The sequence below is a fragment of the Azotobacter bryophylli genome, from assembly GCF_042643485.1.
Taxonomy (GTDB): Bacteria; Pseudomonadota; Gammaproteobacteria; order Pseudomonadales; family Pseudomonadaceae; genus Azotobacter; species Azotobacter bryophylli.
This window is the reverse complement of the sequence record NZ_JBHRSJ010000007.1, coordinates 176776-198031: the sequence shown is the minus strand read 5'-3', so window position 1 is coordinate 198031 and position 21256 is coordinate 176776. Positions and strand designations below refer to the sequence as shown.

Here is a 21256-nt window from a genome sequence, read left to right as displayed (position 1 = left end):
CGACCATGCACAACCTGCAAGACATCAAGCTCGCCATCATCGGGCTCGGCTACGTGGGGCTCCCCCTGGCCGTGGAGTTCGGCAAGCGCCGCTCCGTCGTCGGCTTCGACATCGACCCGGCGCGCATCGCCGCCCTGCAGGCCGGGCACGACAAGACCCTGGAAGTCGGCGACCGGGAGCTGCGGGAAGCCACCTCGCTGGTCTACAGCGCCGACATCGCCAGCCTGGCCGACCGCAACGTGTTCATCGTCACCGTGCCGACGCCGATCGACGAGCACAAGAAGCCCGACCTGACCCCGCTGATCCGCGCCTCGGAAACCATCGGCCGGGTGCTGAAGAAGGACGACGTGGTCATCTACGAATCCACCGTCTACCCCGGCGCCACCGAAGAGGGCTGCGTGCCGGTGCTGGAGCGGGTCTCCGGGCTGGTCTTCAACCGCGACTTCTATGCCGGCTACAGCCCCGAGCGGATCAACCCCGGCGACCACGAGCACCGGGTCACCCGGATCAGGAAGATCACCTCGGGCTCGACGCCGGAGGTCGCCGAGCTGGTGGACGCGCTCTACAACGAGATCATCGCCGCCGGCACGCACAAGGCCGGCAGCATCCGGATCGCCGAGGCGGCCAAGGTCATCGAGAACACCCAGCGCGACCTCAACATCGCCCTGGTCAACGAGCTGGCGGTGATCTTCAACCGCATGGGCATCGACACCGAGGCCGTGCTCCAGGCCGCCGGAACCAAGTGGAACTTCCTGCCGTTCCGCCCCGGCCTGGTCGGCGGCCACTGCATCGGCGTCGACCCCTACTACCTGACCCACAAGGCCCAGGCCATCGGCTACCACCCGGAGATCATCCTCGCCGGCCGCCGCCTCAACGACGGCATGGGCAGCTACGTGGTGTCCCAGCTGATCAAGGCGATGCTCAAGCGGCGCATTCAGATCGACGGCGCGCGCGCCCTGATCATGGGCCTGGCCTTCAAGGAGAACTGCCCGGACCTGCGCAACACGCGGGTCGTCGACATCGTCCGCGAGCTGCGCGAGTACAACGTCTCGGTGGATGTCTACGACCCCTGGGTCAGCCCCGAGGAGGCCGAGCACGAGTACGGCATCACCCCGGTCGCCGAGCCCCTGCCCAACGCCTACGACGGCATCGTCCTGGCCGTGGCGCACCACCAGTTCCGCGGCATGGGCGCGCACAGCATCCGCCGTCTCGGCAAGCCCGCCCATGTTCTCTACGACCTGAAATACCTGCTGCGCGCCGAGGAGGCGGACCTGCGCCTGTAGAAGATTCCCCACCCACCCCCAAGGCGGATCATCCGATGCCACGTTATCAACGCCTGCTGAGTGAACTGCCGCGGTCGCCGCAGACCTGGCTGATCACCGGAGTCGCCGGCTTCATCGGCTCCAATCTGCTGGAAACCCTGCTGGTACTCGGCCAGCGCGTGGTCGGCCTGGACAACTTCGCCACCGGCCACCGGCGCAACCTGGAAGAGGTCTGCGATCTGGTCACCCCCGAGCAGTGGGCCAACTTCCACTTCATCCGCGGCGACATCCGCAACCTCAACGACTGCCGCCGCGCCCTCTACTTCCCCCATGCGCGGGGCGCCATGCCGGTCGAGCACGTCCTGCACCACGCCGCCCTCGGCTCGGTCCCGCGCTCGCTGGACGAGCCGATCGCCACCAACGGCGCCAACGTCGACGGCTTCCTCAACATGCTGGTCGCTGCCCGCGACGCCCAGGCGAGGAGCTTCACCTACGCCGCCAGCAGCTCCACCTACGGCGACCATCCCGCCCTGCCCAAGGTCGAGCAGCGGATCGGAAAGCCGCTCTCGCCCTATGCCGTGACCAAGTACGTCAACGAGCTGTACGCCCAGGTGTTCGCCCTGAACTACGGCTTCGCCAGCGTCGGCCTGCGCTACTTCAACGTCTTCGGCAAGCGCCAGGACCCGGAGGGCGCCTACGCCGCGGTGATTCCCCGCTGGATCGCGGCGATGCTGCGGGGCGAGGATGTGCACATCTACGGCGACGGCGTCAGCAGCCGCGACTTCTGCTTCGTCGACAACGCCGTGCAGGCCAACCTGCTCGCCGCCACCAGCGCCGCCAGGGCGCGCAACCAGGTCTACAACGTCGCGGTCAGCGCCCGCACCGACCTCAACCAGCTGTTCGAGGCGCTGCGCCAGAGCCTGGACAGCCACGGCGTGCGCTACGCGAGAACACCGAAGTACCGCGACTTCCGCCCGGGCGACGTGCGCCATTCCCTGGCCGACATCGGCAAGGCACGACGACTGCTGGGCTATGCGCCGCAGTACGACCTCCATGCCGGCATCGCCCAGGCCATGCCGTGGTACATCGCCCACACAGGAAGCCTCGCATGTCCGTCAGCAGTACAGCTCGCCGCACGCTGAACAGCAGCCTGCGGCACAGGTTCTTGCGCCTCTTGGTTGGCACGTTCGTTCCGAAAACCGCCGTACCGGGCACGCGGGCCTCGCTGGCCGGCGCCATCCGCCGGCTCTACGCCCACCTCTCGCGGCGACGGCGCGTGCAACTGGCCGGCCTGCTCGCGCTCATGCTGCTCGGTGCCCTGGCCGAGCTGGCCACCCTGGGCGCCGTGCTGCCCTTCCTGACCCTGATGGCCGAGCCGGGCAAGGCCCTGGAATACCCGCTGCTGCAGCAGGGTTTCGCCGCCCTCGGCTGGCACGACCGGCAGGACCTGCTATTGCCGGCGACCCTGCTGTTCGGCGCGATCGCGGTGAGCGCCGCGGCGGTGCGCATGCTGCTGCTCTGGGTCAGCAACCGGATCACCTTCGGCATCGGCTACGACCTCGGCGTCGAGGTCTACCGGCGCACCCTCTACCAGCCCTACCGCTACCACGTGGCGCGCAACACCAGCCAGATCATCGCCGGCATGAGCAAGGCGCAGAACGTGGTCAAGGGCATGCTCCTGCCGCTGATCAACGCCATCATCGCCGCCATCATGGCTCTGGCCATCTTCGCCGCGCTGATCCTCATCGACCCGCTGGTCGCCAGCGTCGCCGGCGTCGGCTTCACCCTGCTCTACCTGGCGATCACCCTCGGCACCCGGCGCAAGCTGCGCGACAACAGCCGGATCATCGCCGGTGCGCAGAACGTCCGGGTGCAGGCCATCCAGGAAGGGCTCGGCGGCATTCGCGACGTGCTGATCGACGGCTCCCAGGAGCTCTACGTCGAGCGCTTCCACCAGGTCGACGGCGACCTGCGGCGGGCGATGGTGGCCAACACCTTCATCGCCGGCGCGCCGCGCTACCTGATCGAATCCATCGGCATGCTGATGATCGCCGTGCTCGCCTACTGGCTGAGCCAGCGCGACGGCGGCGTGGCCGCGGCCATCCCGGTCCTCGGCGCCCTGGCCATCGGCGCGCAGCGCCTGCTGCCGCTGATGCAGCAGCTGTACAACGGCTGGGCCACCATCATGGGCAACCTGGGCGACATCGACGACGTGATCGACCTGATCGAGCAGCCCATCCCCGCCGAGTACGCCAGCCCGGAGCCGCCGCGGCCGCTGTCCTTCGCCCGCGGCCTGGCCCTGCAGGACCTCTGCTTCCGCTACGCGCCGGGTGCCCCGGAGGTGATCCGCCACCTCAGCCTGGACATCCCCAAGGGCAGCCGGGTCGGCTTCATCGGCAAGACCGGCAGCGGCAAGAGCACCACCCTGGACCTGCTGATGGGCCTGCTGGAGCCCTGCAGCGGCAAGATCCTGATCGACGGCGTGGAGCTGACCGCCGCCAACCGGCGCGCCTGGCAGGCGCGCATCGCCCACGTGCCGCAGAGCATCTACCTGGCCGACAGCTCCATCGCCGAGAACATCGCCTTCGGCGTCGAGCGCCGGCGGATCGACCCGCAGCGCCTGCGCCGGGCCGCCCGCCAGGCGCACATCGACCAGTTCATCGAGGCGCTGCCGGAAGGCTACGAGACCCTGGTCGGCGAGCGCGGCGTGCGCCTCTCGGGCGGGCAGCGCCAGCGCATCGGCATCGCCCGGGCGCTGTACCGGGAGGCCGACGTGCTGATCTTCGACGAGGCCACCAGCGCCCTGGACGACTGCACGGAAAGCCAGGTGATGCAGGCCATCGGCGAACTGGGCGGCGAACTGACCGTGCTGATGATCGCCCACCGCCTTTCCACGCTGAGCGATTGCGACAGGATCTTCGAACTGGAGCATGGCGTGCTGGTGCGCACCGGCAGCCACGCCGAAATCATCGACAAGCACCTGAGGAAGGCCTGAGGCCGGCATGCCCGCGCCTCGCGCCCTGGTCCGATCCCCAGCCCGGGAGCCAAAGCCATGAACGACCTGGTAAGCATCATCCTGCCGACCTACAACCGGGCGCGCCTGCTCGGCCGGGCGATCCGCAGCGCCCTGGCGCAGTCCTATCGGGAAATCCAGCTGATCGTCGTCGACGACGCCTCCACCGACGACACCGAAGAGGTGGTCGCCGGCTTCCGGGACTCGCGCATCCTCTATCTGAGGAACCCCGGCAACCTGCGCGCCTCCGGCGCACGCAACGTCGGCATCGCCAGGGCCGAGGGACGCTACGTCACCTTCCTCGACTCGGACGACGAATACCACCCGGACAAGGTGATCGAGCAGTACTCGAAGATCCGCAACACCACGCTCGGCGCGGTCACCTGCGGCCGGGACGACTGCTACGGGGACGGCCGGATGAGCACCTGGCTGCCGCGGATAGACAAGAACGCCCTGCACCACCTGCTGGCCCGCGACAACGTCGGGGCCGGGGCGCCGTTTCTGATGGTCCCGCGGACAGTGCTGCGGGACTACGGCATCCTCTTCGACGAGAAGATGAGCGCCATGGAGGACCACGACCTGCTGATCCGCATCTGCCAGCGGTTCGAGTTCGCCTACGTCCGCCGGCCCCTGGTCAGGGTCAACCACCACCCGGGCGAGCACCTGTACAGCAACGAGCGGAGCATCGAGTCGCACCTGGAGCAGAACCGCAAGTACGCGGAGCTCTACGAACGGGACACCAAGGCCCGGATCAAGAACGCCATCAATCTGGCGGAAAAGTACTTCTACCTGAACAAACCGGCCGAGGCGGTCCGCACCATCGAGCAGCAGATCCCCGGCGGCTCCCTGCTGGGCCGACTCTGGGCCCTGCACTTCCGGACCTTCGGCAGCCCCGACAACGGCCTCAGCCGCGTCAACCTGAAGCTGCTGCGCAAATGCACCTACATCACCTGAGGCGGCGCCGCCGCCAGCGCTCCGCTCATTCGTTGATCCAGCGACTCCGCGGGAGACGAGACATGAACAGCGATCTGTTGATCGGCCTGATCGCCGAGGGCAAGCACCTGGGCGGCAAGTACGTCTACTACCGCAACCTGACCGGCGCCCTGGCCGAACGGCAGGCGCCCTTCGTCGAGATCCGCCACCGCCCGGTGCCGCGCTTCTCGCCGCAGCGGGTCGCCAGCTACGTGCTCGGCCGCCTGGCCGGCGACCGTCGGGCGCGGATGGTGGACTTCGAGCTGAACGCCAAGGCCCGGGAGCTGAACCGGCTGCGCACGCGCCCCACGGTCTTCCATACCCAGCACCCCTTCGCCTCGGTGACCATCGCCCGCTCCGCCCTGCGCGACACGCCCATCGTGCAGACGGTGCACAGCTTCTGGCTGATCGAATGCCAGGCCCTGGGGCTGGCCGCGGACGACGAGCTATTGCGCAAGTACCGGGCGATCCAGGACGAGGCCCTGGAGCGGACCGACCTGTTCATCACCCTCAACCGCCTGCAGTCGCGCCGCCTGGCCGAGTACGGCGTCGAGCCGGGGCGGATCGTGCAGATTCCCAACGCGGTCGATCCCGACGCCCTGCTGGCGGCCAGCCGGCCGTTCCACCACGAGCCGGGCTACGTGGTGGTCGCCTCCCGGCTGTCGCCGGAAAAGGGCACCGAAGTGGCCATCGAGGCCATCGCCGCCATCCCGCCGCAGGAACGCCCGCATCTGCTGATCCTCGGCGAAGGGCCGGCCGGCAAGGCGCTGGTCGATCTCGCCCTGTACCTGAAGCTGGAGGACCACGTGCGCTTCCTCGGCGTCCGGGACCACGACGAGACCATCGGCATCATGCGCGGCGCCGAGCTGGTGCTCTGCCCCTCGGTGCCCTATCACGGCATCGAGGACAGCGCGCCGCTGACCATCCTGGAAGCCATGGCCGTCGGCACCCCGGTGGCCGCCTCGAGGGTCGGCGGCATCCCCGAGTACGTGGAGGACGGCGTCACCGGCTACCTGTTCGAGCCGGGCGACGGCAGCGCCCTGGCGACGATCATCCGCGAGCACCGCCAGCGCGACGGCGAACGTCGGCGGCAGATGGCCGAGGACTGCCGGGCGGCCATGGCCCGCTGCTTCGAGCACTGGACCGACGAGATCCTCGACGCCTACCGCAGCGTCCTGCCCGCGGCCCGCCGCACATCGGCCGCCGACGCCCTGCCGTCCTGCCGGCCGTCCCTCTGAGCGAGCCGCCGATGAAGCCGAAGAAGATCACCTTCCTGTCCGGCGACATGAACCGCCCGGGCGGCACCGAGCGGGTCACCGCAGTGGTCGCCAGCGCCCTGGCCGAGCTGGGCCACGAGGTCTCGCTCCTCAGCGTCCAGGGCGGCCTCGCGCCCTTCTTCCCGCTGCACGAAAGCATCCGCCTGGAGCAGCTGTTCGCCGGCCCGAACAACTACCGCCGCAAGTACCTGCAGGCCGTCTGGCGGCTGCGCCGGAGCCTGGCGCGGCGGCGGCCCGAGGTGGTCATCGACGTGGAGAGCCTCCTGGCGCTGTTCAGCCTGCCGGCCATGGCTGGGCTGGGCATCCGCCACATCTGCTGGGAGCACTTCAACTTCCGCACCGACCACGGCCGCCGGAGCCGGCGGCTGGCACGCTTCCTCGCCGCCCGCTGCTGCGACGCGGTGGTCACCCTCACCGAGCGCGACCGGGCGCTGTGGCAGAGCGCGGGCGGCCGGGCGCCCATCCGCGCCATCCCCAACCCGCTGTCCTTCCCGGTGCAGAAGAGCCACGCCTACCCGCTGCACAGCACCACCATCCTCGCCGTCGGCCGGCCGGCGCACATCAAGGGCTACGACCGGCTGATCGAGGCCTGGGCGCGGATCTGCCACCTGGTCCCGGAGTGGACGCTGGAGATCGTCGGCCTCGGCGAGCGGGACCGGGACGAATTGGACTGCCAGTGCCGCTCGGCCGGGATCGCCGGGCGCGTGCGCCTGGAGCCCGCGACCCCGGACATCCACGCCCACTACCGCGGCGCGGCGATCTTCTGCCTGAGTTCCAGATCGGAGGGCTTCCCCATGGTGCTGCTGGAAAGCCTGGCCTTCGGCCTGCCGGTGGTCAGCTTCGACTGCGAGACCGGGCCGGCCGAGATCCTCGAAGGCTGCGGCGTGCAGCTGGTGGCGAACGGCGACGTCGAAGCCTTCGCCGCGAACCTGCTGCAGCTGATCCGCGATCCCGGGCGACGCGCGGAGCTGTCGCGCCTGGCCAGCCGCAAGGCCGAGCAGTATTCGCCCGGCCTGATCCGCCAGCAATGGCTCGAACTGCTGGAGTGCTGAAACCATGACGGGCAAGAGGCCAGCGGCCATGAAGATCCTCCTGGTGGTCACCGGGCTCGGCGTCGGCGGCGCGGAGCGGGTGGTGACCAGCCTCGCCGACAGCTTCGCCGGCCGCGGCCACGAGGTGGTGATCGCCTACCTCACCGGCCGGGCGCTGCTGCGCCCCCGCTGCCGGCAGATCCGGGTGGTCGACCTGCAGGTCGACTCGGCCTACACCCTGGCGCGCGCCTACCTGCGCCTGCGGCAGCTGATCAAGGCCTTCGAGCCGGACATCGTGCACAGCCACATGGTCCACGCCAACCTGCTGGCCCGCCTGCTGCGCCTGTCGGTCGGCATCCCGCGGGTCATCTCCAGCGCCCACAGCACCCACGAGGGCGGCCGCCTGCGGATGGCCCTGTATCGCCTCACCGACCGTCTGGCGGACATCTCCACCAACGTCAGCGACGCCGCGGTGGAGGCCTTCGTCGCCCGCCGCGCGGTGCCGCCGGGGCGGATGATCACCGTGCACAACGGCATCTCCACCGACGAATTCCGCTACTCGGAGTTCTACCGCCAGGAGCTGCGCGAAGAACTCGGCCTGGCCCCGGACTGCCCGCTGATCCTGGCGGTCGGGCGGCTCTACGAGGCCAAGGACTACCCGACCCTGCTCGCCGCCCTGGGCCGGCTCGGGCCGGACGCCCCCGACTTCCGCGTGCTGATCGTCGGCGACGGCCCGCTCAGGGCTCGGCTGGTCGCCCAGGCCGAGGCCCTGGGCCTGGCCGGGCGCCTGCGCTTCCTCGGCGTGCGCAGCGACGTGGCCCGGCTGATGACCGCCGCCGACATCTTCGTCCTCTCCTCGGCCTGGGAGGGCTTCGGCCTGGTGGTCGCCGAGGCGATGGCCTGCCAGCGGGTGGTGGTGGCCACCGATTCCGGGGGCGTGAAGGAAGTCCTCGGCGATGCCGGCGGACTGGTCCCGGCCCGCGACCCGGAGGCGCTGGCGCGAGGGCTGCGTTGGGCCCTGGGCCTCAGCGAGCGGGAGCGCGCCATGCTGGGCGAGCGGGCCCGCCGGCGCGTGCAGGAACGCTTCTCCCTGGATGCCGCCGCGGCCCGCTGGCTGGCGCTCTACGCCGGCTCGACCGGCCTGGCCTGACGCCCTTTTTCCCGATACGGACCGTCCCGACCATGGAACTCAACGCTTCCGCCTGGCAACTGATCACCTCCGCCCTGGTCCTGCTGGTCGGCGCGGCCGTCGCGGTCGCCGTCGGCCGCCGCCTGGTGTGCAGCAGCGGGCGCAGCCTGGCGCTCTACGGCTGGCACACGCTGTTCTGCGTCTTCTACTGCCTCTACGCGCTGCGCTACGGCGCCGACGCCCTGGGCTACTACCGCAACTCCTTCGTCCTGGAAGGCCCGTTCGCCCCCGGTACCACCGGCGTCAGGTATCTCACCGCGCTGATGACCCAGGGATTGGGCCTGTCGCTGATCGGCACCTTCCTGGTCTACAACGTCTTCGGCAGCATCGGCCTGCTGGCCTTCGACGGCTGCCTGCGGATCGCCACCCGGGACAAGGCGGCCTACATCCGGCGCCTGGCCACCCTGATCGTGTTCCTGCCCTCGGTCAGCTTCTGGTCCTCGGCCATCGGCAAGGACGCGCCGGCCTTCATGGCCGTCGGCCTGGCCCTGTGGGCTTCGCTGGACCTCGGTCGCCGGCCCCTGCTGATGGCCTTCGCCGTGGCCCTGATGCTGCTGGTGCGCCCGCACATGGCTGGGCTGATGGTGATGGGGCTGACCGTGGCGCCCTTGGTCGACCCCAAGACTACGCCCGGCAAGAAGCTCCTCCTCGGCACCGTCGCCGCCGCGGTGGCGGCCGCCATGGTGCCCTTCGCCCTGCACTACGCCGGGGTCGGCGACAACGTCAGCGCCGACAGCCTGAAGAGCTACGTGGAAAGCCGGCAGGCGCAGAACATGGCAGGCGGCGGCAGCGTGGACATCGCCTCCATGAGCCTGCCCATGCAGCTCTTCACCTACCTGTTCCGCCCGCTGCTGATCGAGGCGCGCAGTCCCTTCGCGCTGGCCGCGGCCATCGACAACCTGATCCTGCTCTACCTGTTCGCCGCCGGCGGCTACGCCATCCTGCAGAACCCGGCGCGCAAGCAGCGGGAGAGCCGGGTCTTCCTCTGGAGCTACGCCCTGATGGCCTGGCTGGTGCTGTCCATGACCACCGCCAACCTGGGCATCGCCCTGCGCCAGAAATGGATGTTCGCCCCCATGCTGATCTTCCTGCTTCTCTCCGCCATCGGCCGGCCGCGCCAGGCGCAGCTGGAGCCCGGCATGACGCCGGTGATGAAGATCTACCAGACCTACGGCCTTCTCCCCGGACAGAGGCGCAGACCATGATCTTCCTGCTCGTCGCCAGTTACGCCGATTCGCTGATCCCGTTCCGCGGCCCCCTGCTGGACGACCTGCTCGCCCGCGGGGTCGAGGTGCACGTGGCGGTGCCGGAGGTGCCGCCCGGCAGCACCCTGCGCCGCAGCCTGGAGGACCGCGGCCTGCGGGTGCACGACGTGCCGCTGCAGCGCACCGGCATGAACCCCTGGCAGGACTGCGCCACCCTGCTGCACCTCTGGCGGCTGAAGCGACGCATCCGCCCGACCTGCGTGCTCGGCTACACCATCAAGCCGGTGATCTACGGCACCCTGGCCGCCTCGCTGGCGCGGGTGCCGCAGCGTTTCGCGCTGATCACCGGCCTCGGCTACGCCTTCATCGGCGAGCGCGGCGGCGGCGACGGCCGCGGCCTGCTGCGCCTGTTGGTCGAGCGGCTGTATGCGCTGGCCCTGCGCAGCACGCACAAGGTGTTCTTCCAGAACCCGGACGACCAGGCGCTGTTCCGCGGCCAGGGCATCCTCGGCCCCTCGACCCCCTCCTGCGTGCTCAACGGCTCCGGGGTGGACCTCGCGCGCTACCGCGTCGAGCCGCTGCCGGCGACCCCCTGCTTCCTGCTGATCGCCCGCCTGCTGGGCGACAAGGGCGTGCGCGAGTACGTGGCGGCGGCCCGCCAGGTGAAGGCGCGCTTCCCCGCCGCGACCTTCAACCTGGTCGGCTGGATCGATGGCAACCCGGATGCCATCCGCCGCGACGAGCTGGACGGCTGGGTGAAGGAAGGGGTGGTCCGCTACCTCGGGCGCCTGGACGACGTGCGCCCGGCGATCGCCGCGGCCAGCGTCTACGTCCTGCCCTCCTACCGCGAGGGCACGCCGCGCACCGTGCTGGAGGCCATGGCCATGGGCCGGGCGATCGTCACCACCGACGCGCCCGGTTGCCGCGAGACGGTGGTGCCGGAGGAAAACGGCTTCCTGGTGCCGGTCCGGGCGGTCGACGCGCTGGCGCGGGCCATGCTGCGCTTCATCGACGAGCCGGCCCTGGTCACCCGGATGGGCGCCCGCTCCCGGCAGATCGCCGAGGAGAAGTACGACGTGCGCCGGGTCAACGCGCGGATGCTGCAGGAGATGGGAATCCAGTGAACAAGCGCCTGTTCGACCTGCTCGTCGCCCTGTTCGGGCTGATCCTGCTGTCCCCGCTGCTGGCCGTGCTGGCCTGGCAGATCCGCCGGCGCCTCGGCACGCCGGTGCTGTTCCGCCAGGTACGCCCCGGCCTGCACGGCCGCCCCTTCGAACTCGTCAAGTTCCGCAGCATGCGCGACGCGCTGGACGCCGACGGCCGACCGCTGCCGGACGCCGAGCGGCTGACGCCCTTCGGCGGCTTCCTGCGCGCCAGCAGCCTCGACGAGCTGCCGGAGCTGTGGAACGTGCTACGCGGCGACATGAGCCTGGTCGGCCCGCGCCCGCTGCTGATGGAGTACCTGCCGCTCTACAGCGCCGAACAGGCGCGCCGCCACGCGGTGCGCCCCGGCATCACCGGCTGGGCCCAGGTCAACGGGCGCAACGCCCTGAGCTGGGAGGACAAGTTCCGGCTGGACGTCTGGTACGTGGACCACCGTTCGCTGCGCCTGGACCTGAAGATCATCCTGCTGACGCTGCGCAAGGTGGTGGCCCGCGACGGCATCACCGCCCTCGGCCACGCCACCACCTACGCCTTCAAGGGGAGCAACCATGAGCCATACGATTCATGAGTCGGCCAAGATCATCAATCGCCAGAACCTCATCGTCGGCGACTACTCGCAGATCGACGACTTCGTGTTCCTCAACGCCGGGGAACGGACCGTGCTCGGCAGCTTCGTCCACATCGCCTCCTTCTGCAGCGTGATCGGCGGCGGCGAGCTGCAGATGGACCACTTCTCCGGCCTCAGCGCCGGCTGCCGGATCATCACCGGCAGCGACGACTTCATGGGCGGCGGACTGACCAACCCCACCGTCCCGGCCCGCTACACCAACGTCAAGCGGGAGCGGGTGCACATCGGCCGCCACGCGATCATCGGCACCAACGTCATCGTCCTGCCCGGCGTCACCATCGGCGAAGGCGCCGCGGTCGGCGCCGGCGCGCTGGTGCGCAAGAACCTGGAGCCCTGGACCCTGTACGCCGGGGTCGACTGCAACCCGATCAAGACCCGGCCGAGCGAGCGGATCCTGGAGCTCGAACAGCGCCTGCTCGAGGAGCTGAACATCCGGCTCGCCCCGCTCCCCGGCCACTAGTTTTCCTCTTCCCCCGCCACCGGTACACCAACGTGCTGAACACACCCTTCTCCCCCTGGCCTTCCTTCACCGAGGAAGAGGCCGAGGCCGTACGCCGCGTGATCCTGTCCAACCGGGTCAACTACTGGACCGGCGAGGAGTGCCGGGAATTCGAGCGGGAATTCGCCGACTGGGCCGGCACCCGCCACGCCATCGCCCTGGCCAACGGCACCCTGGCCCTGGACGAGGCGCTCATGGCGCTGGAAATCGGCCCCGGCGACGAGGTGGTGGTCACCCCGCGGACCTTCCTCGCCTCGGTCTCCTGCATCGTCAACGCCGGCGCCACGCCGGTGTTCGCCGAGGTCGACCGCGACTCGCAGAACATCACCGCCGCGAGCATCCGCGCGGTGCTGACCCCGCGTACCCGGGCGGTGATCTGCGTGCACCTGGCCGGCTGGCCCTGCGACATGGACACAATAATGGCCCTGGCCGCCGAGCGCGGCCTGAAGGTCGTCGAGGACTGCGCCCAGGCCCACGGGGCGCGCTACAAGGGCCGTCCGGTGGGCTCCATCGGCCATATCGGGGCCTGGTCGTTCTGCCAGGACAAGATCATGACCACCGGCGGCGAAGGCGGCATGGTCACCACCAACGAGCGGGGGCTGTGGTCGCGCATGTGGTCGCTGAAGGACCACGGCAAGAGCTGGGAGGCGGTCTACGAGCGCCAGCACGGGCCGGGCTTCCGCTGGCTGCACGAGAGCTTCGGCAGCAACTGGCGGATGATGGAGACCCAGGCGGTGATCGGCCGCATCCAGCTCGGCCGCATGGCCGGCTGGCACGCCCGCCGCCTGGCCAACGCCCGCCGCCTGTGGGAATGCGCGCGCCGCCTGCCCGGGCTGCGGGTGCCGGAGATCCCGCCGCAGATCGAGCACGCCGCCTACAAGTGCTACGTCTTCGTCGAGCCGGCGCAGCTGCGCGAGGGCTGGGACCGCGACCGCATCATCAAGGAGATCGGCGCCCGCGGCGTGCCCTGCTTCTCCGGCTCCTGCTCGGAGGTGTACCTGGAGAAGGCCTTCGACGGCACCGGCTGGCGCCCGGCCGAGCGCCTGCCGGTGGCCCGGGAGCTGGGCGAGACCAGCCTGATGTTCCTCGTCCACCCGACCCTGAGCGCCCTGGAAATCGACAAGACCTGCGCCGCGCTGATCGACGTGATGAGCGAGGCCGCACGTCCGCGCCGGAGCACCTACCGGATCGCCAGCCTGGCCCTGTCCGTCGCCCACTTCATGCAGCCCTCCGCCTGGAAGGCGGCGGACGCGCACCACCGCCCGGAGCGGCGCGGCGCGCCGAAGTGAGCGCTGCGCCGCCGTTCCGCCCCCGAAGGAACCGGACGGGCCGTCGTCTTCAGCCAGGGAGAAATCATCCACGCTCCTGATCGGGGAATGCCGCCATTCCCGGGATTACCGCCCGATGAAATCGCTCAGCAAAGACTCGCCCCTGTCGTTCCGACAGCGTCTGTTGAACCTGCCCCATGGCGGCAAGCGCATCCTCCAGGTCGGCACGGACATCCTGCTGATCTGGCTGGCGCTGTGGCTGGCCTTCTACATGCGCCTGGAGGACCCGGGCGCCATCGCCCCGTTCGGCCGCCATGCCTGGCTATTCGTCTCGGCCCCGGTGGTCGCCCTGCCGGTATTCATCCGCCTGGGCATGTATCGGGCGGTGATGCGCTACCTCGGCAACGAGGCGCTGCTGACCATCGCCCGCTCGGTGAGCGTGGCGGCGCTGCTGCTGGCCCTGGTGGTCCTGCTCCACGGCCGCAGTGCCGCGCCGGTGCCGTATTCGCTGATCGTCATCTACTGGCTCCTCGGCCTGCTGCTGATCGGCGGCCTGCGCATCGCCATGCGCCAGTACTTCACCGGCGACTGGTTCCACCTGGAGCGCGGCCCGGGCCGCGACGGCCGGCGCACCCGGGTGGCGATCTACGGCGCCGGTTCGGCCGGGCACCAGTTGGCCCACGCCCTGCGCCTGGGCAACGCCATGCGCCCGGTGGCCTTCGTCGACGACGACCCGCAGCTGGCCCAGCGCATGATCGCCGGCCTGCCGGTGTTCCCGCCCTGCCAGTTGCCGCGCATGCTCGCCGAGAGCCGCGCCGAGGAGATTCTCCTGGCGATCCCCTCGGCCACCCGCGCGCGCCGCGGCCAGATACTCGAGATGCTGCAGACCTGCCCGCTGCCGGTGCGCTCGATGCCGAGCATCGCCAAGCTGGCCTGCGGCTGCGTCAAGGTCGACGACCTGCAGGAGGTGGACATCGCCGACCTGCTCGGCCGCGACCCGGTGCCGCCCCGCCCAGACCTGCTTGAGCGCTGCATCCGCGACCAGGCGGTGATGGTGACCGGCGCCGGCGGCTCGATCGGTGCGGAGCTGTGCCGGCAGATCCTCGCCTGCGGGCCGGCCACCCTGATCCTCTTCGAGCATTCGGAATACAACCTCTACTGCATCCAGAGCGAGCTGGAGCGGCGCATCCGCCGGGAGAACCTGCGCCTGAGCCTGGTCCCGGTGCTCGGTTCGGTGCGCAGCCCCGGCCGCCTGCTCGACGTGATGCGCAGCTGGCAGGTGGACACGGTCTACCACGCCGCCGCCTACAAGCACGTGCCGATGGTCGAGCACAACGTCGCCGAGGGCGTGCTGAACAACACCCTCGGCACCCTGCACACCGCCCAGGCCGCCCTGCGCGCCGGGGTGCGCAACTTCGTGCTGATCTCCACCGACAAGGCGGTGCGCCCGACCAGCGTGATGGGCGGCAGCAAGCGCCTGGCCGAGATGGTGCTGCAGGCCCTGGCGCGGGAGCCGGAGGTGGCGCTGTACGAGGCGCCGGGGCTGAAGCCGCAGGTCAACCGCACCCGTTTCACCATGGTGCGCTTCGGCAACGTGCTGGACTCCTCCGGCTCGGTGATTCCCCTGTTCCGCGAGCAGATCCGCTGCGGCGGGCCGGTCACCGTCACCCACCCGGACATCACCCGCTACTTCATGACCATCCCGGAGGCGGCGCAGCTGGTGATCCAGGCCGGCTCCCTGGGCGAAGGCGGCGACGTCTTCGTGCTGGACATGGGCGAGCCGGTGAAGATCCTCGACCTGGCGGAGAAGATGGTGCGCCTGTCCGGGCTGTCGGTGCGCTCGCCGGGCAACCCGGACGGCGACATCGCCATCCAGTTCAGCGGGCTGCGCCCCGGCGAGAAGCTCTACGAGGAGCTGCTGATCGGCGACAACGTCACTCCGACCTGCCACGGCCGGATCCTGCGCGCCGACGAGGAACACCTGCCCTGGGAGCAGCTGAAGCCGCTGCTCAAGGCGCTGGTCGAGGCGATCCGCCACGACGACTTCCCGCAGCTGCGCCAGTTGCTGCAGCACGCGGTCAGCGGCTACGTGCCCGAGGGCGAGATCGCCGACTGGCTGCACCAGAAGCACATGGCCGCGCGGCTGCACGCCCTGCAGAAGCTGCGCACGCTGGGGCCGACCGCCGCCGGCAAGCATTAGTCCGATAGCGTCGGCGGACGGACGTCACGGCTCCCGTTTGCCCATTCCCCGGCTGTGGCCTAGCTTTCTTGCAATGGAATCCGACTCCGGAGCAGGCAGCATGAAAGCACTTCCCTCGACGGCGCTGACGATGCTCGTCCTCGGCCTGACCGCCACGGCCCATGCAGTCGATGGGACCTCTCCCCGGCAAGCGCACGCCACCCCGTTCGCCGCCGCGCCCGTCGCCGCGTCTGCCGCCACCCTGCTCCTGGCCGCCGAAGACGCCCCGCGCGGCACCACGGGGACCACCGGAACGACGGGCTCCAACGGCTCGACCGGAACCACCGGCACCACGGGTTCCAACGGCAGCACCGGAACGACCGGCACCACGGGCTCCAACGGCAGCACCGGGACCACCGGCACCTCGGGCACGGACGGCGGCGGCACGGCGCCGGTCGCCGCCTCCGTGCCGAACAGCCTGACGCCTTCCGCCCAGCTACCCGGCCTGAACACCGCCCCGCCGGTGGGCATCGCCTCGGGCGTCATCGGCGTCGGCGCGGCGGCTGCCACCAGCGGTTCCACCGGCACCAGCGGCACGTCGGGGACCACGGGAACCTCGGGGACCACAGGTACGCGCTAGCCCCCAAGGACAACGCCCCGTCCGCCCCGGCGGACGGCGCAGGGCTCCCTCCGTCTCTCACCGGTACGCCTCCCATGCCCCGCTCGCTCGCCCTCGTCCTCGTCCTGCTGCTGGCCACGGCCACCCAGGGCTGCCTCTTCGCCCCTGGGCAGCAACTGAGCACCTGGTCCATCAAGCGCGAAGGCTCGCGGGAAAACAGCATGGTCGAGCTGGTGCCCATCACGCCCAAGCTGCTGGCGATCCAGGACGCCGCCCGCCGCGCCGAGCAACTGCCGGTCGAGCTGACCACCTACCGCCCCGGTCCCTATCTGGTCGGCGTCGGCGACATCCTCAACATCACGGTCTGGGACCACCCGGAACTCACCGCGCCGGCCGGCCCGCAGCAGGCGCCCTTCGCCAACGGCCGGCTGGTGCGCCCGGACGGCAATCTGTTCTACCCCTACATCGGCGAAGTCCAGGCCGCCGGGCGGACCATCGAGGACCTGCGCAGCGACATCGCCGAGCGCCTGACCCGCTACATCGAGAGCCCGCAGGTGGACGTCGCCGTCATCCACTTCGGCGGGCGCAAGGTGACCCTCACCGGCGCCTTCGACAAGACCGGCATCCAGGCCCTGACCACGGTGCCGCTGACCCTGCCGGCAGCCGTGGGCGAGGCCGGCATCGACACTGCCGAGGCCGACCTCGCCGGCCTGATCCTCAAGCGCGACGGCCGCGAGTACCGGCTGGACCTGGACGCGCTGAACCGTGGCGGCGCCCGGCTCGACTCCATCTACCTGAAGGACGGCGACCAGCTGCACCTGCCCTACAACGACCGCAAGCGCGTGTTCATCCTCGGCGAGGTCGTCTCCCCCGGCCCGCTGCACTACAAGACCCGCAGCATTTCCCTGTCCGAGGTGATCGGCGCGGTCAGCGGCCTGCGCCAGGAAACTTCGGCCCCCAAGGCGGTCTACGTGATACGCGGGATAGAAGACCTGAAGACGAGAAAGGCCACCGTCTTCCAGCTGGACGCCAAGTCGCCGACGGCCATGGTTCTCGCCGCGCATTTCGAGATGCAGCCCCAAGACGTGGTCTTCGTCGGCGCCGCGCCCATCACTCGCTGGAACCGCTTCATCAGCCAGGTGGTGCCCTCGTTCTACTTCGTCAACACGGGCGTGAACCTGCAACGAAACATCATGGAACGATAGTCAGGTGGTGATCCGTGTGGATGCTCCGCTTCGTCGCGGCCCTGACCGCAGCCTGCGCGCTCTCGGCCTGCGCGCCGCCCCTGCAGGGCGCCTTCGGCACCCTGCGCGATGCGCTTTACACCCCTCGCCCGACGGTTTCCACATCCTCCGCCGACATCCTCGCACGCCCCTACTTCCAGCAGCGCCTGCAGTCGCCCTGGGGCACGGCCCTGCTGGTCCTCGGCCGGACCCAGGGCAGCCAGGAGTTCTGGGCCACCTCTACAGGCCAGGTGCTGGTCGTCGAACACGGCCTGATCCGCCGCACCACCGGCCTGCCGCAAACCCTCGAAGGCACCCGCTTCCTCGGCCCCGATCCCTTCGCCGCGGGCCTGCACACCCTGCCCGACGGCAGCCGTAGCCGGCGCGAACTGGACTGGGCGCCCGGCTACCGCTATGGCATCCAGGTCCGCTCGCGCTTCCGCCGCCACGGCCTGGAGGCCGTCACGCTGCCCCGGAACCTGGGCTCCCCGCGTCTGCTCCTGCGCATCGACGAAGAACTCGAGGCGAGCAACGCCCGCTTCTCCGTCACCAACCGCTACTGGGTCGACCCGGACGACGGCTTCATCTACAAGAGCCGCCAGTACCTCGCCCCGCACCTCCCCGTGACCCTCACCCAGCTGCGCCCCTATCGCCGGGAGCCTCGGCCATGAGCCGGCTGGCCGTCCTGGCCCTGCTGATGCTGGCCCTGGGGCCGGCGGGCGCCGCGGTGCGGGTGGAAGGCCTGGTCGAGCGCCCGGGCGAGCAGCCCCTGGCGCCGGGCGGCCGCCTGCTCGATGCGCTGCTGACGGCCCGGGTCCGCGCCGACGCCTACCTGCTCGGTGCGGCCTGGCTGCACCAGGCGGAGATTCCCGCCCAGCGCGACCTCAAGACCGGCATCCTGTTCGAGCTGGGCGTGCTCGAGCGGCTCGCCGTCATGGGCGACGAGCCGGAGCGGGCGGAGCTGTTCCACCGTCTCGCCGAGCAGGTCCGCGCCGCCCCCGTCAGCGGCCGGCGGGCGACCAGCCTCGATCCGCTGCGCCTGGAAACCCGGCCCGGCGACAACCGCCTGCTGGGCGAGGGCGACCGCCTGCTCTTCCCGCCGCGGCCCCGGCACGTCCGCGTCACCGGCGCGGTGCGGGCCGACTGCAGCCCGCCCTTTCTCGGCCTGCGCCCGGCCACCGCCTATCTGCACGACTGCCCACGGCATATCGCCGCCGACCCCGACTGGCTGTACGTGATCCAGCCGGACGGCCAGGTCAGCCGCCTGGGCGTCGCCGCCTGGAATCGCGCCCCGGACCAGCCACTGGCCCCCGGCGCCGTGCTCTACGTACCCCTGGACGGCTCGCTCCTGGAAGGACTGGCCAAAGACCTCAACCGCGAACTGGCCCGCTTCATTGCCACGCAACCTTTGCCGCTGGATGGAGCCACGGAAGACAATGATGAAACGTCTGGCCTTAGCGTCGATTGCCCTCTCTGCCGCACTGACACAGGGAACGACCCGGGCCCAGACTAGCGAGACCCGCCACACCCAGAGCGACTTCGGCGGCGTGGGCCTGCTGCAGACGCCCACCGCGCGCATGACCCCGGCCGGTGAACTGAGCTTCACCTACACCCACAGCCACCCGAACAACCGCTATGCCCTCACCCTGCAGCCGTTCAACTGGCTGGAGGGCACCTTCCGCTACACCGACATCAGCAACCGCCCCTACGGCCCGCCCGGCTTCAGCGGCGACCAGAGCCTGAAGGACAAGGCCTTCGACGTGAAGGTGCGGCTGCTCAAGGAAACCCGCTGGCGCCCGGATTTCTCCGTCGGCGGGCGCGACATCGGCGGCACCGGGCTGTTCTCCAGCGAATTCTTCGTCGCCAGCAAGCGTTTCGGCCCCCTGGACTTCACCTTCGGCATAGGCTGGGGTTATCTGGGCGAGCGCGACAACGTCACCAACCCCTTCACCCTGTTCAGCAACAGTTTCGAGGATCGCCCGCGCCGCGGGGCGGGCGGCGAGTTCAACAACGACTCCTGGTTCCACGGCCCCGCCGCCCTGTTCGGCGGCGTGGAATGGCAGACGCCGTGGAAGCCCCTGTCGTTCAAGCTGGAGGTGGAAGGCAACGACTACGAGAACGAACCCCTGGGCAACAACCAGAAGCAGGACACCCCGATCAACGTCGGCGCCGTGCTCCGCCCCACCGACTGGCTCGACCTGCACCTGGCCCTGGAGCGCGGCAACACCGCGATGCTCGGCCTCACCGTGCACACCAACTTCGCCAGCCGCCGCCCGCCGCCCAAGCTCGGCGATCCGCCGGCCGTGCCGCTGCGCGCCGGGCCGCGCCCGACGCAGCCGACCGACTGGAATCTTGTGGCACGGGAACTGGAGGCGAACGCCGGCTACCGGGTCAGCCGCATCGCCAGGCGCGAGCGGGAGATCGTCGTCCATGGCGAACAGGTCCGCTACTTCCACGAGCCCAAGGGCCTGGGGCGCAGCGCGCGGATTCTCGATCTTCGCGCCGAGCAGGACATCGACTGGCTCACCGTGGTGGACTCGCGCTACGGCCTGCCGATCCACGAAACCAGCTTCGAGCGCGAGGCTTTCCGCGATGCCGTGAAACAGGACGCCGACCTCGGCGAACTGGCCAGGACCCTGTCGCAGACCGAAATCCTGCCGCAACGGGAAACCGAACTGCTGCGGCGCCGGCCCAACCCCCTCAGCTATGGGCTGGGCCTCGGCTACCGACAGAGCGTCGGCGGCCCGGACGACTTCATCCTCTACCAGGTCAGCGCCAACTTCAGCGCCGAGCTGCGCCTCACGCCCGGCACCTGGATCAGCGGCATGGTCAATCAGAACATCGACAACAACTTCGACAAGTTCAGATACACCGCGCCCAGCAACATGCCGCGGGTGCGCACCAACATCCGCGAGTACTGGACCACCTCCAACACGACCATGCCCTACTTCCAGCTCAACCACGCCCGCGCCCTCGACAGCGACCTGTTCGGCATGGTCTACGGCGGCTACCTGGAATCCATGTTCGCCGGGGTCGGCGGCGAGCTGCTCTACCGCCCGATGGGCGAGCGCTGGGCGCTGGGCGGCGACATCAACCGGGTCAGGAAACGCGACTTCGAACAGGACTTCGGCCTGCAGCAGTACGAGGTCTGGACCGGGCACGTCACCGGCTACGCGCGCGGCTTCCCCCTGCGCCACATGCTGACCCGGATCAGCGTCGGCCGCTACCTGGCCAAGGATTTCGGCGTCACCATCGACCTGTCGCGGGAGTTCGACAACGGCGTGCGCTTCGGCGCCTGGGCCACCTTCACCGATGCCTCCAAGGAGGAGTACGGCGAGGGCAGCTTCGACAAAGGGTTCTACGTCTCCATCCCCTTCGACGAGATGCTGACCAGCTCGATCGTGCGCCGCGCCGACTTCGCCTTCGCCCCCCTCACCCGCGACGGCGGCGCCCGCCTGATCCGCAACTGGACCCTCTTCGATCTCACCGAAGGCCGCAACGCCGACCTGTTCTACTCCAACTTCGGCAAGATCCTCGAATAGCCGGGCCGGCGAAAAAGAGATTTCGCCGAAAGGCGCGATACCGACACTCATCGCGGACATTCACCCGTTATTTTGCGGCAGTGCAAAATAGTCCTATGCAAAATAAAAAAAATCCTATGACATTTTTGTTATTGCGTTTAATGTCGAGTCGCTACATTCAGCAAATATCCAGATCCATCGCAGCA

At 69.7% G+C, this 21256-nt stretch carries 18 protein-coding genes; all 18 read left to right on the top strand.

Annotated elements, in window-relative coordinates; all coding sequences use genetic code 11:
- The first annotated feature begins 5 nt into the window (after window positions 1-5).
- The 18 genes from tviB (at window position 6) to ACFOJE_RS04830 (ending at window position 21071) form a co-directional block, all read left to right on the top strand.
- On the top strand, window positions 6-1283 hold the full coding sequence (gene tviB, locus ACFOJE_RS04915; RefSeq protein WP_377813156.1) for a Vi polysaccharide biosynthesis UDP-N-acetylglucosamine C-6 dehydrogenase TviB: 1278 nt from the start codon (window positions 6-8) through the stop codon (window positions 1281-1283).
- A gap of 35 nt (window positions 1284-1318) precedes the next feature.
- Entirely contained in the window at window positions 1319-2404 is a 1086-nt protein-coding gene (locus tag ACFOJE_RS04910) for an NAD-dependent epimerase/dehydratase family protein (protein ID WP_377813155.1), read from the top strand.
- Window positions 2371-4257, top strand: coding sequence for an ABC transporter ATP-binding protein (locus ACFOJE_RS04905; RefSeq protein WP_377813154.1), 1887 nt, complete (start codon window positions 2371-2373; stop codon window positions 4255-4257). Before ACFOJE_RS04910 ends, ACFOJE_RS04905 begins: the two co-directional genes overlap by 34 nt.
- 57 nt (window positions 4258-4314) lie before the next feature.
- Complete coding sequence (locus tag ACFOJE_RS04900) at window positions 4315-5229, top strand: glycosyltransferase family 2 protein (protein WP_377813153.1); 915 nt, start codon at window positions 4315-4317, stop codon at window positions 5227-5229.
- A 62-nt stretch (window positions 5230-5291) separates the two neighbouring features.
- Entirely contained in the window at window positions 5292-6485 is a 1194-nt protein-coding gene (locus ACFOJE_RS04895; protein ID WP_377813152.1) for a glycosyltransferase family 4 protein, read from the top strand.
- An 11-nt stretch (window positions 6486-6496) separates the two neighbouring features.
- Window positions 6497-7576, top strand: a complete 1080-nt coding sequence (locus ACFOJE_RS04890; RefSeq protein WP_377813151.1) for a glycosyltransferase family 4 protein — start codon at window positions 6497-6499, stop codon at window positions 7574-7576.
- Between the two features lie 28 nt (window positions 7577-7604).
- Window positions 7605-8705 (top strand): glycosyltransferase, encoded by a 1101-nt coding sequence (locus tag ACFOJE_RS04885; RefSeq protein ID WP_377813149.1) that lies wholly within the window; start codon window positions 7605-7607, stop codon window positions 8703-8705.
- Window positions 8706-8737: 32 nt separating this feature from the next.
- Window positions 8738-9949 carry a hypothetical protein gene (locus tag ACFOJE_RS04880; protein WP_377813148.1) on the top strand — a complete coding sequence of 404 codons (1212 nt, stop codon included), beginning with the start codon at window positions 8738-8740 and terminating at the stop codon, window positions 9947-9949.
- Entirely contained in the window at window positions 9946-11073 is a 1128-nt protein-coding gene (locus ACFOJE_RS04875; protein WP_377813147.1) for a glycosyltransferase family 4 protein, read from the top strand. Before ACFOJE_RS04880 ends, ACFOJE_RS04875 begins: the two co-directional genes overlap by 4 nt.
- Window positions 11070-11681 (top strand): sugar transferase, encoded by a 612-nt coding sequence (locus ACFOJE_RS04870; RefSeq protein ID WP_377813146.1) that lies wholly within the window; start codon window positions 11070-11072, stop codon window positions 11679-11681. The genes ACFOJE_RS04875 and ACFOJE_RS04870 overlap by 4 nt, the downstream gene beginning before the upstream one ends.
- Window positions 11662-12201 carry an acyltransferase gene (locus ACFOJE_RS04865; protein WP_377813145.1) on the top strand — a complete coding sequence of 180 codons (540 nt, stop codon included), beginning with the start codon at window positions 11662-11664 and terminating at the stop codon, window positions 12199-12201. Before ACFOJE_RS04870 ends, ACFOJE_RS04865 begins: the two co-directional genes overlap by 20 nt.
- A 32-nt stretch (window positions 12202-12233) precedes the next feature.
- Complete coding sequence (locus tag ACFOJE_RS04860; RefSeq protein WP_377813144.1) at window positions 12234-13529, top strand: DegT/DnrJ/EryC1/StrS family aminotransferase; 1296 nt, start codon at window positions 12234-12236, stop codon at window positions 13527-13529.
- A gap of 115 nt (window positions 13530-13644) precedes the next feature.
- A complete protein-coding gene (locus tag ACFOJE_RS04855; RefSeq protein ID WP_377813142.1) occupies window positions 13645-15708 on the top strand; it encodes a polysaccharide biosynthesis protein in 2064 nt (687 codons plus the stop codon).
- A gap of 100 nt (window positions 15709-15808) precedes the next feature.
- Window positions 15809-16327 carry a hypothetical protein gene (locus ACFOJE_RS04850; protein WP_377813139.1) on the top strand — a complete coding sequence of 173 codons (519 nt, stop codon included), beginning with the start codon at window positions 15809-15811 and terminating at the stop codon, window positions 16325-16327.
- A gap of 74 nt (window positions 16328-16401) precedes the next feature.
- Window positions 16402-17511: a polysaccharide biosynthesis/export family protein gene (locus tag ACFOJE_RS04845; RefSeq protein WP_377813138.1), complete on the top strand. Its 1110-nt coding sequence runs from the start codon at window positions 16402-16404 to the stop codon at window positions 17509-17511.
- A gap of 20 nt (window positions 17512-17531) precedes the next feature.
- Window positions 17532-18200 carry a YjbF family lipoprotein gene (locus ACFOJE_RS04840; protein ID WP_377813189.1) on the top strand — a complete coding sequence of 223 codons (669 nt, stop codon included), beginning with the start codon at window positions 17532-17534 and terminating at the stop codon, window positions 18198-18200.
- Entirely contained in the window at window positions 18197-19042 is an 846-nt protein-coding gene (locus ACFOJE_RS04835; RefSeq protein WP_377813137.1) for a capsule biosynthesis GfcC family protein, read from the top strand. Before ACFOJE_RS04840 ends, ACFOJE_RS04835 begins: the two co-directional genes overlap by 4 nt.
- Window positions 18969-21071: a YjbH domain-containing protein gene (locus tag ACFOJE_RS04830; protein WP_377813136.1), complete on the top strand. Its 2103-nt coding sequence runs from the start codon at window positions 18969-18971 to the stop codon at window positions 21069-21071. The genes ACFOJE_RS04835 and ACFOJE_RS04830 overlap by 74 nt, the downstream gene beginning before the upstream one ends.
- Window positions 21072-21256 lie beyond the last annotated feature (185 nt).

Excerpts from the sequence above, each read along its gene's own strand:
- tviB (WP_377813156.1), top strand. The coding sequence starts at position 6 with ATGCACAACCTGCAAGACATCAAGCTCGCCATCATCGGGCTCGGCTAC.
- ACFOJE_RS04910 (WP_377813155.1), top strand. The coding sequence starts at position 1,319 with ATGCCACGTTATCAACGCCTGCTGAGTGAACTGCCGCGGTCGCCGCAG.
- ACFOJE_RS04905 (WP_377813154.1), top strand. The coding sequence starts at position 2,371 with ATGTCCGTCAGCAGTACAGCTCGCCGCACGCTGAACAGCAGCCTGCGG.
- ACFOJE_RS04900 (WP_377813153.1), top strand. The coding sequence starts at position 4,315 with ATGAACGACCTGGTAAGCATCATCCTGCCGACCTACAACCGGGCGCGC.
- ACFOJE_RS04895 (WP_377813152.1), top strand. The coding sequence starts at position 5,292 with ATGAACAGCGATCTGTTGATCGGCCTGATCGCCGAGGGCAAGCACCTG.
- ACFOJE_RS04890 (WP_377813151.1), top strand. The coding sequence starts at position 6,497 with ATGAAGCCGAAGAAGATCACCTTCCTGTCCGGCGACATGAACCGCCCG.
- ACFOJE_RS04885 (WP_377813149.1), top strand. The coding sequence starts at position 7,605 with ATGAAGATCCTCCTGGTGGTCACCGGGCTCGGCGTCGGCGGCGCGGAG.
- ACFOJE_RS04880 (WP_377813148.1), top strand. The coding sequence starts at position 8,738 with ATGGAACTCAACGCTTCCGCCTGGCAACTGATCACCTCCGCCCTGGTC.
- ACFOJE_RS04875 (WP_377813147.1), top strand. The coding sequence starts at position 9,946 with ATGATCTTCCTGCTCGTCGCCAGTTACGCCGATTCGCTGATCCCGTTC.
- ACFOJE_RS04865 (WP_377813145.1), top strand. The coding sequence starts at position 11,662 with ATGAGCCATACGATTCATGAGTCGGCCAAGATCATCAATCGCCAGAAC.
- ACFOJE_RS04855 (WP_377813142.1), top strand. The coding sequence starts at position 13,645 with ATGAAATCGCTCAGCAAAGACTCGCCCCTGTCGTTCCGACAGCGTCTG.
- ACFOJE_RS04850 (WP_377813139.1), top strand. The coding sequence starts at position 15,809 with ATGAAAGCACTTCCCTCGACGGCGCTGACGATGCTCGTCCTCGGCCTG.
- ACFOJE_RS04845 (WP_377813138.1), top strand. The coding sequence starts at position 16,402 with ATGCCCCGCTCGCTCGCCCTCGTCCTCGTCCTGCTGCTGGCCACGGCC.
- ACFOJE_RS04840 (WP_377813189.1), top strand. The coding sequence starts at position 17,532 with ATGCTCCGCTTCGTCGCGGCCCTGACCGCAGCCTGCGCGCTCTCGGCC.
- ACFOJE_RS04835 (WP_377813137.1), top strand. The coding sequence starts at position 18,197 with ATGAGCCGGCTGGCCGTCCTGGCCCTGCTGATGCTGGCCCTGGGGCCG.
- ACFOJE_RS04830 (WP_377813136.1), top strand. The coding sequence starts at position 18,969 with ATGAAACGTCTGGCCTTAGCGTCGATTGCCCTCTCTGCCGCACTGACA.